This window comes from Pantoea stewartii, from assembly GCF_011044475.1.
Lineage (GTDB): Bacteria > Pseudomonadota > Gammaproteobacteria > Enterobacterales > Enterobacteriaceae > Pantoea > Pantoea stewartii.
The window spans coordinates 860,519-874,336 of sequence record NZ_CP049115.1; the positions used below are offsets into that span (position 1 = coordinate 860,519).

A 13,818-nucleotide genomic window follows, 5' to 3' on the forward strand; every position below is an offset into this window, starting at 1 on the left:
AGATGAGAAACGATTAAGAAAGCAAGATCGTGCAGATGGAAAGCATGTGAGATGTGCAGCGTCAGGCAAACGCATGTTCCCTTTTGCCTGACGGGCTTGTAAAGATCCGGATTGAAGCCTTACGCAGCATTCACATTGCTGGCGCGCATAATAATGTTAATAATCTCATCCTGATCCGCTTCCGCCAGGTTTGGATGCACCGGTAAACACAACACCTGCTGAGAAATTTGACTGGCCACCGGCAAATTTGAAGGAGCCGATGATTCATAGCCTTTGTACATCGGGAAATCGGAGATGAGCGGATAAAAATACCGTCTGACATAAATATTTTGGCTTTTGAAGTGATGATACAGTTCATCACGCGTCATCGGGAATAATCCCGCGTGAACAAAGACCGGGCAATACGCATAGTTCCAGTCGGTTTCATCAACGAGCGGTAGTAGCGTAAGTCCGTGTATATGCCCTAATGCCTGCTGATATTTTTCGTAGATGACTTTACGCTTAGCCAGCGCTGAATCCACATGCTTCAGCTGGAGTAATCCAAATGCCGCCTGAACTTCATTCATTTTGCCATTGATACCCGGCGCAACCACCGTGGTTTCATCGGCAAAGCCAAAATTCTTTAAATAATCAATACGTCGTTTGATTTTTTCATTCGGGCAGATAATGGCGCCGCCTTCAAACGTGTTAAATACCTTTGTCGCATGGAAGCTTAAAACAGAAAGATCGCCGTGATTCAGGATACTGACGTTTTTTTGTTTAACACCAAAACAGTGCGCGGCATCGTAGATGACTTTCAGACCGTAGTTGTCGGCAATACGTTGAATGCGTTCGACATCGCAGGGAATGCCATAGCAGTGAACGGGTAAAATTGCACTGGTGGTAGGCGTGATGGCGGATTCGATTTTTTCAGGATCGATATTGCAGGTAACAGGATCAATGTCGACGAATATGGGTTTTATACCGTTCCATAATAAGGAATGGGATGTCGCGACGAAAGAATAGGGAGTGGTAATCACCTCCCCCGTGATTCTGAGCGCCTGTAGCGCCGTCACCAGCGCCAGGGTACCGTTCGCGAACAAACTGAGGTGCTCGACACCGAGATAATCGGCAAGGGCCCGTTCCAGCTCCTGGTGATACGGACCACCATTTGTGAGCTGTTTACTGTCCCAGATACGTTCTAAATAAGGCAGGAACTCTTCCAGGGGCGGCAGAAGAGGACTTGTCACCAGCACATTTGATGAGGGTTTGTTTATCTTCATCGGATAACTTCCTGACCTTAAATAATTGTTGAATGCGTACAGGGCTTTTATCTGGCGCGCTGTCTCTGCACGTCATTTATGCCTGAGTGGCTTCAGATAACGCCTGTATCCGGCCGAAAAGTGTCATAAGCGCGTCCTGGTTTACCTCGTTATACGCTTTTTCTTTCAACTGCTGACTGAGCGTGTCACTCAGCGACGTATCAGCACAAAGCGTTGCGATAGCCTCTTTCCAGGCGTTCGGGTTATGTTTTACTCTCCAGCCGGGAACGGACTCACCGAATGTAGGATGATCGCTATACATCGCCGGTATCCCCATTACCGCTAACTGCGTGAGTACGTTGTTATCTTTGTAACGGTTTTCATCATTGTTGCAGCGCGGAAGCACGGCGATATCGGCGTCACAATGCAGCAACTGCGCGACCAGGCGGGCCTCAGTCTGAAAACGGTACGTTTCCCTGATGTAAGGCAGCCATTCCGGCGGACAATGCCCAATGACAATCCAGTCAAGCTTTTCCGCACTTGTCGTTATCGCTGGAGTCAGTAATTCACAATCTTTCTTCCTGAGATCGTATGTGAAACACACGACACGGCATTTGTCTTTTTTCTGCTTAACCCTATCCTGACAGGGTTGCACTAAAACATTGGGAAGAATAACGACAGGTTTATGGCGCTTTTTGAGCCAATTGGCCAGTGCATCGCTGTACGTTAGCCAGTTATCGATAACATTATCTTCAATTAATTTTTTATATTTCCGCGCATTCGGATCGTCCTGAATAAGATAATGAACACGGCAGGTTATGGCGTTTTTGAGTTGCCTGATTGTCTGGCAGGCGAGATCCGTCAGTTCGCCGCTGATAACGAGCTCGTCAGGATGATGCCGCAATAATTCTGGCGCGGAGGGTATCTGTTCAATAAGCACGCTTTTGACGCCACCGGCATTCGTCAGCCTGTCCAGCGCGGTGGTAAATCGCTGCACGCCAGTATCATTCTGATCCTGCGCGATAAAAATGACGGTGCGTGTTTCGCCAGGTTTGAGCGGGCTCCAGCCCGTGACTAACGTGCTGTCTGCGGTAAAAAGGGTTCTGTTCAGGCTTAAATTTTTATTATAAGCCGGATCATCTGCCAGAACAGGGAGCCAGGCGTGATAGAAACGGTCAAGTTCCTGTGAAGGCGACAACGCATATTGTGGCGGAAAGTCCGTCACGGCTTCCTGTTTCGCTACAACGCTGTAAGGTGTGCATATTGCCCGACCGCCCAGCTGAACCAGTCGCAGATTCAGGTCCAGTCTGGCCAGCAGAGGTTGTGTATAAGCCGTATCAAATCCACCGACCTCCAGCCATCTGTCTTTTCTGATTAACAGACAGTCTGTGGCCAACGTCGAATAACTACAGTCGCTTTGATAGCGTGACAGGTAGCCTGCATTGCCCCATCTTTCGGCATAACCAACGGGGAAGGCCAGGCCCCTGACCCCAAGAATTTCTCCGGCACATAAGATCTGACTGTCCAGGTTGATAATATGAGGCGCGACGCAGACAACATCATGCCGAAGGGCATGACATGCCAGCGCCTCCAGCCAGCCGCGGCTGACAAATAAAACACGGGGATCCAACAACAGCAGAAACTCGCCTTCTGCCTGCCCTACTGCCTCATTAATCGCCGCTTCCTGGGTTTGGCTGCCATGACTTTTCAGGATGTTGATGTTAACCGACGCTGTTGACAAATTTGTCGTCAGCCAGGCCGTGATGGCCTCAGAGGTCGCCGGCGTCACAATAACAATCAACTGGCATACCGGTTGATGGGTTTGTTCAAATAACGTAGTGATGCAACACTGCAGTTGATGGATATCTGTGCCAGCGACAAGTATGATGCTGAGCGAAATAACCGGCTCCGTGCTGTATTTTAACCGCCACGGCTTACCCGGCTGGTGCTCCACTACACCCTGGCTGAAGCCCTGCTGCTGAAGATAAGATTGCAACACAGCATGTTCCTGCTGCAGATCCTGTGCCACACAGCTGTTCAGAGGCGTCACGGTAAAGACCTCTGAAACATGACCAAACACGTTGCTATCGCGCGTAGCTAACAGTCGCGTAATCGCATCCAGCTCATAGCACGCGGATAAATCAGCATTAAACCCGCCGATAGCCATCAAGGCGTTTCGCGCGAAGATCCCGCGCTTAAGGTAGAGTGAAGGCTGACTCAGAAAAAGGTCCGGGCAAAATGCAGGCTTAAAATGAGGATGAATTTTCCCTTCCTTGTCAGAGAGGCCTTCATCCGCGTAAACAAAGGCGCATCCCGTTCTGCTGTGCAAGGCCTCAGCAAGGAGTCGTAAACTTTCCGCTGTAAACTGACACCCGGCAGGAACGACGTATATCCAGTCGTAAACGTTCTGCTCCAGATGACAATTCATTTCATTCAGCCACACATCAGACCGAATCTGAAAGACACGATCGTCAGAAACGTGGCACGTTTCCTGCGGCGTCGCCAGTAAAACGGCGCATCCTGTTACCTGATCTAACTGAGGCAATAAGGCATTCAGCGTCGAGGTCCTGTCCGCTTCGCTGCCTGGCTGGACGGCAATCAGCATTCTGAGGAGTGGCAGTGATGAAGGACTCTGCACCTCTTCAGCAGGAGCCGGAAGTTGCCGCTTATACAGCCAGTCATTCAAAGCGTGTCGCTTATCCTGCGCGGCACGTTGTTCGGCCTTTTCTTGTGTCAACGTAACGAAGTTTTCAAACTGTTGCTGACTTCGCGCGCGTCGGACCAGAAAATAGTCTCGCATCTTCCATAAATTCTGGCGCTCGGTATCAATAGCTTCCTGGGTGTTTTCCCAGCAAAATCCAGCGCCACCGTTGTCACGCACGGTTTCCTGCGTAATGGCATACTTTTCATAACCCGGTGCGGTTAACGCAACTACAGGACTTCCGCATAAAATCGCCATTGCGCAGGTGCCCGAGGACTCATACGAATAAAATACGCGCGTACGCTTGAGCACAACGGCAAGTTCTTTCAGCGTCAATGGGTTTGCCATGGACAAGATTTTGGTATCCGCGGGTAGCTGGCTGAAATCAACGACCGACTCAGGCACACGATTCAGGTAGAGGATATTCAGGTCTTTCTGCGGGTTGTCGTCACAAAATAATTGCAGATCAAAGGATTCGATTCCCAATATTTGTGGGTCAACGGCTTTTTCAGCAAACTCATTGCGGTACCAGAAAAATAAATCATCCGGTCCTTCATGGATCCGGTTATTCATGATCACGCCTTCCCGGTTCAGCATATAGCGAACACATACGGGCGCGGAAAGAGGATTACCCGATACGATTTCAGGGTAAATGGCAATCCAGGGTTGCCCGCTGTTTTGAATAACTTTCCAGTCTTCACTGTTTATCACCGGCGTATTCCATTCTGGATTCACGCGGCAATTAACCATCCAGGCTTTACCGCCCTGTTCATTAATCATGTGACAGAGCTGATGGATAACCTGAACGCCGGATGAAGATTCGATGTAATCCGGTGCTAGAAGTAAGTAAGGAAAGGTGAACCCACGCATAACAGCCTCTTTTTCTACAGGCGCGACAATGAAAAGCTGGCGTTGCCTGAACGTTGTGTGTCTCTATGGAGACGTTATGTCCGGTCATGTAACGACGGCGTCATCATCAGGACGACGCGCCGCCACTGTCTCAGGCAGAAAGCCAACCTCTCTGCCATTCGTTTAATCCCTGCTCCCTCAGGTACCAGTCCTGATGGACCGCCGCGCGAAGTTGATCGCCCAGACGACGAGTGGCATCCATATCCGCAAGGTGCGCGCGTATAGCGCCCATCCAGTCTTTAAAGCGGTTTTCAACGAGCGTGACGGGCAGGCCACAACGATAGGGTTCGATACTGGTGGCAATGATCGGCACGCCACAGGTGCCGATCTCCAGTAACCGCAAATTACTTTTGCATTCATTGAACTGGTTGACTTCGAGCGGCACCAGCGCCAGATCCAGGTTCAGGCTGGCCAGCTTTTCGGGGTACATATCAAACGGCACGCCAGTGTGGAACTCACAGTGCACGCCCCGCGGTTTCATTCCCATGAAAACCCATTCAACCTTGTCTTCCAGCTCCTTGATAAGCGGCAGCAAAATTTGCAGGTCACCGGCATGTGTACTGCCGCCCGCCCAGCCGATACGCACTTTACGCCCCACGCCGCGCTGGCTGGTCAAATGGCCCCACTGACCTTCTGCGAGACGGTTCTGTGCAATGCGGATGTCATGATGGAAACGGCTGTAGGCATCCGCTAACGGTGCGGTTGACACAACCACCCAGTCCGCGCACTCCATTACTTTGCGAAGATTTTTGACAATCTGTTTAGGGAACTGGTTACGGTTGCCATTTTTTACCGGTACGTTGAGCAGGTAGTCGTCGTACTCAACCACAATTTTGGCATCGCAAACGTCGCGATATTGCGCCATGACCGACGGGAAACGGCCGCCACTCAGCGACTCCAGCACAATAATATCAGGCTGTAGAAGTGCGACTTCCATTACGCCGGGAATTTGCTGAGTCAGTCCGCCCTCAAGCAGCAACTGACTTTCCATGGCCTTGAACGGTTGCAGGATGCGGTGATTGCCACATCCCTGCCAGTCGACATGGTGTGCGAGCACGACAGGCAGTGGCCTGCCCGGCAGCGGCTGCTGAAAACGCGCCGTCCCTGCACCCAGCGTAAACGGTTTACCTGCCCGCTGCATCAGCGGATGGTTACTGGGATCCTTTAACAGCGTGGCGCGCCACTGCTGACGAAGCCGACTATAGTCATGCTGAAACGGCCTTTCCTGTACGTTGAACTTTTCTGGCATCAACCGCGTTGCACCGCCCATATGGCGAACACGCGACCACGGCGTCCAGACGTTTAAGTAACCTTGTTGCTGCGCACGTAACCCCAAATCGACATCCGCGAAGTAAAGCGGGAAATCGTTCTCAGCAAAGCCACCCAGACTAAAGAACACGTCTTTGCGGACCATCATGCAGGACGCACTCACTGCAGCAAGATTGTGCTCCGTTTGCAGATAGCTCTGGAAACCTCTGGCATGTTCCTGCATCCCCTCCCACGGACTGTCAACGCCGTTCTGTACACCCAGCAGATAACCGCCGTGCTGAACCCGGCCATCGTGGTATTCAAGGCGCGCCCCGACTAATGCGACCTCTGGCCGCAGTGCATGCTCCAGCAGCGCATCCAGCCAGTCAGGTTGCGTAATCTGGCAGTCGTTATCCAGGAACAACAGGACATCGCCCTTCGCCTGCTCTGCCGCGCGATTATGCATGGCGGCGAAATTAAACGGCGCGTCGTAACGCAGTACCTTAATCTGTTCGATATTGAGTTTGTCGAGATCGTTGAGAAAGGTACAGGCCTGCGCATCCACGGACTGATTGTCGACGATCAGTAATTCATAATAGGGATAACGCGTTTTCTCCATCAACGTATCGATGCAGGCACGGAGTAAGGCGGCATGGTCACGCGTGGGGACGATAATGGAAATGAGAGGCTGCGTGTCCCACTGATAGCGCACCCGTGCAAAACCGGGATTCACGCCGGCATCAAGTGATACTTTTATCCCTAAACGCTGTAAATGCGCCTCGACAACGCGCCGATAGCCGGCTTCACAGGACTGCGCTTCATGCCAGCGCCCGTTCTCTTTTTGGCCTCTGACTACGACATCTGACACATGTCCAAGCGCGCCCGGTCCCTGATTTTCAATGCAACGCCACAGCCATTCATACATGATCAGAGGATTGACGGCATCCTCGCCCTTCCCCGCCGCCTGCACTTTCCGGCGGTCAAACAGCAACGTGCGGCCTACGTAAGGCGTACTTCTTAACAGATCGATATTGGGATCGGGACGAAGAATCGCTCCCGGCTCATTCATATCATCATTAAAGGTTTCATCGACATACCACACAGCCGTTTCCGGGCGTCGCAAACGCTGCTCTGCCAGCAACAGCAACGCGTCAGGCAAAAGCTCATCCCCTGCCATCACCAGCAGCAGCGCGGCTGGCCCGGTTTGGTGATAAACGACCTCGTTAAGTTCAGCGACCCAGCCTGAGGCACAGGCGCTTATCGTCCCCTCATTTAACGCAATGTCGACATCGCTCAGTAACATGACCGTCGCGGGCGGCAATGTTTGCTGCCTGACGGCGGCAAGGGAACGTTCACAGGCTGCGGCATCGCCGTTTTCATCAATGATCACGATCCCGATGTCGCCACTTTCGGGCACAGACTGAATAAATGACTGTAATGCTGCGCGTCGGGCTTCGGTAATTGACCTGTCTTTCAGCCACTGCTCAATAGAGTAATTTTTATCGGCCCAGGACAGGACGGACTGTCTGTGAAAGCGTAACGCATGTTGCGCCGGGTCATCCATGGACCAGCGTTTGGGCGCAGGGAGCTGGCTGAGGATAGTCTGGATCGCAGCAGGCATCGTCCATTTATCGCCAAAGCGGCCCTGGTTCGCCCGGGTCCATGCCACGGCTTCACTGAAACCCCGTTTGAGTGCGGCGATCCACTCCTCCGTCTCCGGGCAAAACTGCAGATTCACCACGGTAAAATGCGATTGTTCAAACTCCTGAAGGTTATGCGCGTTCAGATAACCTTCCACACCGGTTGTAGACGCTAAAAATACCGGAATCCCCAGTATTAACGCCTTGGCCACAATTTCATCGCCACCCATGACCATATCGTAGTGATCCAGCCACTCAGGCTCAATCCGACTCACAGGCTGGCTACAGTCAAACCATTCCAGCGTAATGGACTGACTTTTCAGTTGCTGTTGCAGCTCATACATTTCGGCGGAAATATCCGGGGCGTAATAAAGTATGCGTTTGAGCGCAGTGCGGGCATTACGAGATGGATAGCAACTGAATGCGGAAGGAACGGTAAACGGCAAAACAGCGATCTGACTGGATAGCAGTCCGTTTTGCAGCAAACGTTCTGACACCACTGGTGACAAACTCAATGACAGGGAGGCGAGCTGATTTTCCAGCTCAGCGCCCCACGGCATATAAATGTCATGGTAATCATAAAAGTGGCGGAAAATAACCGGGGCCGTGCCTGTTAACGTTTCCAGCACGGGTAACAATTTTTGTGCAATAAAACCCTTATAGACCCAGACGAGGCTATAAGCATCAGCGAGCGTGCCTTGCTTATCACTGATAATGCGGAAAGCCGGGTTGGATTTGTACTTTTCCAGTTCAAACGACAGCGTTTTACCATAGGTACTGGTGACAATATCCACCTGCCATCCCCAGGGTAAAAAAACATCAATGATATCGAGCGCCTCATTCACGTGAAGAGAAAACTGCTCAACTCGGTCAATGCTTATTAAAAGCCTGTTCATCTGACATCCTCTGGTTGTGCATAGCACTATCCTGCACGTAAGTACCTTACCTGTTTCAGACTATTGTAAATTTTTGGGCATTAACTTAGGGCGGGAAAAGCTATAGCAAAGCGGGCTAATTAGACCGATTAAAAAAAACGCCCTCATTTCTGAGAGCGTTTTTAATCTGACGGGCTGTGCGGCGATTAACGCAGCAGAGACAGCATGGTCTGTGGCACCTGGTTGGCCTGTGCCAGTACAGAAGAACCGGCCTGCTGCAGGATCTGCGCGCGGGACATGTTCGACACTTCCGTCGCGTAGTCCGCATCCTGAATACGGCTGCGGGCTGCGGTCAGGTTGGTCACGGTGTTGTTCAGGTTGCTGATGGTGGATTCAAAACGGTTCTGAGACGCACCCAGCAGGCTGCGCTGGTTGTCGACCGCTTTGATGGCCGCATCGATGTCCGCCAGAGGTGAACCATCGGTGGTGCCACCGCTTGTTACGGTCCCGCTCATCACGTCAAAACCTTCAGCCGCGGTAGTACGCGCGTTGCCATTGATAGTCTGACCGGTTGTCTGAGCAGTCGCACCAGAGGTATTGAACAGGTTGAAACCGTTGCTTGCACTGATGGTGATACCGATGGTTTCGCCGTCTTTTGCGCCAACCTGGAAGTTATACGTCTGAGAACCTGAACCGGTATTCAACACTTTAATACCGTTAAAGTCAGTCTGCTGAGTAACGCGGTTGATCTCTTCCATGCGCTGGTTAACTTCCGCCTGGATTGAGTCAATGTCAGACGCTGAGTTAGAGCTGTTCTGCGCCTGAACGGTCAGGTCACGTACACGCTGCAGGTTGTTGTTCACTTCAGTCAGGGCGCCTTCAGCCGTCTGCGACAGAGAGATACCGTCGTTGGCGTTACGGGCTGCAACGGTCAGGCCGTTGATGTTAGAGCTGAAGCGGTTAGCGATAGCTTCGCCGGCTGCGTCGTCTTTTGCGCTGTTGATACGCAGGCCAGAAGACAGGCGCTCAATCGCCGTACCCAGTGATGACTGAGATTTGGTCAGGTTGTTCTGAGTAACCAGCGACAGGGTATTGGTATTAATGACTGCCATAATAATTATCCTTCATGATGATAGGGTTCAGATTTGGGCTGCGGCTTTATCGCCTTCATTATTGTTATCGTCGAACGGGGGACAAACTTTATACATTACTTAAATTTTTTTAACCGATTTGGCAAAAAAAACGCCCTCATTTCTGAGGGCGCTTTTAATCAGACGGGCTGTGCGGCGATTAACGCAGCAGAGACAGCATGGTCTGTGGCACCTGGTTGGCCTGTGCCAGTACAGAAGAACCGGCCTGCTGCAGGATCTGAGCACGTGACATATTCGACACTTCCGTCGCGTAGTCCGCATCCTGAATACGGCTGCGGGCAGCGGTCAGGTTGGTCACGGTGTTGTTCAGGTTGCTGATGGTGGACTCAAAACGGTTCTGAGACGCACCCAGCAGGCTGCGCTGGTTGTCAACGGCTTTGATCGCCTTGTCAATGTCAGCCAGCGGTGTGGTACCTGCTGCAGTACCGCCGGTACCGCCGGTTACTGCGCCTTTCAGCACGTCGAAACCGATAGCTGAAGTGGTACGCGCGTTGCCGTTAACGGTCTGACCGGTTGTTGAGCTGGTGTTCTGAGTGGTGCCAGACTGGCCCGCTGCTGCCAGGTCGAAGCCGTCGCTTGAGCTGATGGTGATACCGATGGTTTCGCCGTCTTTTGCGCCAACCTGGAAGTTATAAGTGGTGCTGCCTGAACCGGTGTTCAGAACTTTGATGCCGTTGAAATCGGTCTGCTTGGTGACGCGGTCGATTTCCTGCATACGCTGGTTAACTTCAGCCTGGATTGAGTCGATGTCAGATGCTGAGTTAGAGCTGTTCTGCGCCTGAACGGTCAGGTCACGTACACGCTGCAGGTTGTTGTTCACTTCAGTCAGGGCGCCTTCAGCCGTCTGCGACAGAGAGATACCGTCGTTGGCGTTACGGGCTGCAACGGTCAGGCCGTTGATGTTAGAGCTGAAGCGGTTAGCGATAGCTTCGCCGGCTGCATCGTCTTTTGCGCTGTTGATACGCAGGCCAGAAGACAGGCGCTCAATTGCAGTACCCAGAGAAGACTGTGACTTGCTCAGGTTGTTCTGGGTAACCAGCGACAGGGTATTGGTGTTAATAACGGCCATGATAATTATCCTTCATAAATAATGTCGGGGGTCAGGTGTTAATCCTGCGGCTTTATCGCCTTCACTATTGTTATCGCCCGTCGGGGCTAAAACTTTAGAGAGAATGACGGCTTTTATTTTAATGAGACAGGAAGGCATCCTGGCGGAATGGCGTGGTTATCAAAAAATAGTGCTGTCGCTGTTACGCTTTCTGATGACATTAACTCAGCGCAAACAATCATTGCCCCATCGACAATAAGCATTGCGCGAACCTTAGTTTGTCAAACGACAGTCAGACAGCCCTGTGAGAGAGCTTCGGGCAGACTGTCATACCCGGAAAATACAACCGTCTGCTGGATCCATCAACAATAAAAAAGCGCCCTCATCACTGGGGGCGCTTTTAATCAGACGGGCTGTGCGGCGATTAACGCAGCAGAGACAGCATGGTCTGTGGCACCTGGTTAGCCTGTGCCAGTACAGAAGAACCGGCCTGCTGCAGGATCTGCGCGCGGGACATGTTTGACACTTCCGTTGCGTAGTCCGCATCCTGAATACGGCTGCGGGCAGCGGTCAGGTTGGTCACGGTGTTGTTCAGGTTGCTGATGGTGGACTCAAAACGGTTCTGAGACGCACCCAGCAGGCTGCGCTGGTTGTCAACGGCTTTGATCGCCTTGTCAATGTCGGCCAGCGGTGTGGTGCCTGCTGCAGTACCGCCGGTACCGCCGGTTACTGCGCCTTTCAGCACGTCGAAACCGATAGCTGAAGTGGTACGCGCGTTACCGTTAACGGTCTGACCGGTTGTTGAGCTGGTGTTCTGAGTGGTGCCAGACTGGCCCGCTGCTGCCAGGTCGAAGCCGTCGCTTGAGCTGATGGTGATACCGATGGTTTCGCCGTCTTTTGCGCCAACCTGGAAGTTATAAGTGGTGCTGCCTGAACCGGTGTTCAGAACTTTGATGCCGTTGAAATCGGTCTGCTTGGTGACGCGGTCGATTTCCTGCATACGCTGGTTAACTTCAGCCTGGATTGAGTCGATGTCAGATGCTGAGTTAGAGCTGTTCTGCGCCTGAACGGTCAGGTCACGTACACGCTGCAGGTTGTTGTTCACTTCAGTCAGGGCGCCTTCAGCCGTCTGCGACAGAGAGATACCGTCGTTGGCGTTACGGGCTGCAACGGTCAGGCCGTTGATGTTAGAGCTGAAGCGGTTAGCGATAGCTTCGCCGGCTGCATCGTCTTTTGCGCTGTTGATACGCAGGCCAGAAGACAGGCGCTCAATTGCAGTACCCAGAGAAGACTGTGACTTGCTCAGGTTGTTCTGGGTAACCAGCGACAGGGTGTTAGTGTTAATCACTGCCATGATGTTTTTCCTTTAAAAAATTGAGCCATATTAGGCGTCTGAATTCGGCTAGCTTACCGACAACCTGATTATCGTCAGCCCTCGTTCAACCTTTAGAAAAAAAATTCAGTAATTTTTCGCCAGCCAAATCCGGGAAGACAATTAAAGAAAGGGGTTTTATTCAGCCATCAATTTTTTCAGAAACAGGCTAATCTTTTGCCACTCGCTGCCGATACCCATTTCACTTAACGTAAACTCGTAAAGGATTAAAGCATGGCAAGTGTAAGTTCACTCGGTGCTGGTACGAACCTCGACCTGAATACTCTCTACAGCAGCCTGGAATCCGCTGAGCAGACTAAACTGACGCCTATTACTAAGCAGCAGGCGTCCTATAACGCTCAGCTTACCGCCTGGGGCGTGGTGAAAACCGGCCTGTCAAAATTGCAGACCGCGGCGGCGGCATTGCAAAATGCCTCGACGATTGCGGCTACGAAAGTCACCAGCACGAATACCGCTTTCACTGCCACGCTGGCGAGCAAAGCCTCCGCCGGTAACTATTCTATTGAGGTTACTCAACTCGCCTCTTCGCAATCGCTGCTGTCAAAATCAGCCAGCAGTAAAGATACCGACTTAGGTGATCAGAGCCTGGCATCTCGCACGATTACGATTTCCCAGTCTGGGCAGAAATCGCCGCTCACGGTAACACTGAGCAAAGATCAAACCAGCCTGTCTGATATTCGCGATGCGATTAATAAACAGCAAGGCAGCGTAAACGCCAGTATTATTAAAGCAGACGATAATACCTATTATCTGTCTCTGACTGCACGCGACAGTGGCACAGCGAATGCGATGACGGTCAGTACGGACGACGGCACGCTGTCCCAGTATATTAATTACAGTTCGGGTGGCAGCAGCAACGCGATGACCGAACAGGTTGCCGCTAAAGATGCGCAGTTAAAAATTAACGGCGTGTCCATCACCCGCAGCAGCAATACCGTCACGGACGCGCCTGAAGGTGTCACGCTCAACCTGACGAAAACCACCGCTGCAAATACACCGGAAACGCTGACCGTCGCCACAGACAATCAGCCAATGACAGCGGCAATCCAGGCTTACGTGGATGCCTACAACTCCCTGCAAACCACTATTGGTAACCAGACGAAATATACCGCGGTGAAAGCGGGTGAGTCGCAAAGTTCCGGTAACGGCGATCTGTTGGGTGATAATACCTTACGTAACATCCAGACCAGCCTGCGCAGTCAACTGTCCAGCGCACAAGCCAGCGGAAACCTGACCAGTCTGTCACAACTAGGGATCACGCAGGACGTTAACGGCAAGCTGACTGTGGACAGCACCAAACTGGACAAAGCCCTGACCAATCAACCGACAGATGTCCTGAACTTTCTGACGGGTGACGGTAAAACAACCGGGTTTGCCACACAGGCAAATAACAAACTGACGCAGATACTGGCCAGTGACGGACAGGTACAAAATGCCACTAACGGCATTAATACCTCACTGAAGAAACTGTCCGATCAGTACGACGAAGTAAACAGCCAGATTGCGGCGACCATGGCGCGTTACAAAACACAGTTTACCAGTCTGTCTACCCTGGTCAGCTCCATGACCCAGACCGGTAACTATTTGACCCAGCAGTTCGCCAAACTATAAC

The 13,818-nt window shown here is 51.9% G+C and carries 7 protein-coding genes; 1 reads left to right on the top strand and 6 read right to left on the bottom strand.

What is annotated here, in order from left to right; all coding sequences use genetic code 11:
• Positions 1-119: 119 nt before the first annotated feature.
• The 6 genes from G5574_RS04055 to G5574_RS04080 form a co-directional block, all read right to left on the bottom strand.
• On the bottom strand, positions 120-1,262 hold the full coding sequence (locus tag G5574_RS04055) for a DegT/DnrJ/EryC1/StrS family aminotransferase (protein WP_164482095.1): 1,143 nt from the start codon (positions 1,260-1,262) through the stop codon (positions 120-122).
• Positions 1,263-1,338: 76 nt separating this feature from the next.
• Complete coding sequence (locus tag G5574_RS04060; protein ID WP_164482096.1) at positions 1,339-4,812, bottom strand: glycosyltransferase family 2 protein; 3,474 nt, start codon at positions 4,810-4,812, stop codon at positions 1,339-1,341.
• Positions 4,813-4,942: 130 nt separating this feature from the next.
• On the bottom strand, positions 4,943-8,635 hold the full coding sequence (locus tag G5574_RS04065; protein ID WP_164482097.1) for a glycosyltransferase: 3,693 nt from the start codon (positions 8,633-8,635) through the stop codon (positions 4,943-4,945).
• A 185-nt stretch (positions 8,636-8,820) separates the two neighbouring features.
• On the bottom strand, positions 8,821-9,726 hold the full coding sequence (locus G5574_RS04070; protein ID WP_039342628.1) for a flagellin N-terminal helical domain-containing protein: 906 nt from the start codon (positions 9,724-9,726) through the stop codon (positions 8,821-8,823).
• 178 nt (positions 9,727-9,904) lie between these two features.
• Positions 9,905-10,834, bottom strand: coding sequence for a flagellin N-terminal helical domain-containing protein (locus G5574_RS04075; RefSeq protein WP_006119482.1), 930 nt, complete (start codon positions 10,832-10,834; stop codon positions 9,905-9,907).
• Between the two features lie 403 nt (positions 10,835-11,237).
• Positions 11,238-12,167, bottom strand: coding sequence for a flagellin N-terminal helical domain-containing protein (locus tag G5574_RS04080; protein ID WP_006119482.1), 930 nt, complete (start codon positions 12,165-12,167; stop codon positions 11,238-11,240).
• A gap of 252 nt (positions 12,168-12,419) precedes the next feature.
• Here G5574_RS04080 and fliD point away from each other — a divergent pair, with 252 nt between their 5' ends.
• Positions 12,420-13,817, top strand: a complete 1,398-nt coding sequence (gene fliD / locus G5574_RS04085; RefSeq protein ID WP_033742060.1) for a flagellar filament capping protein FliD — start codon at positions 12,420-12,422, stop codon at positions 13,815-13,817.
• The last annotated feature ends 1 nt before the right edge of the window (position 13,818 follow it).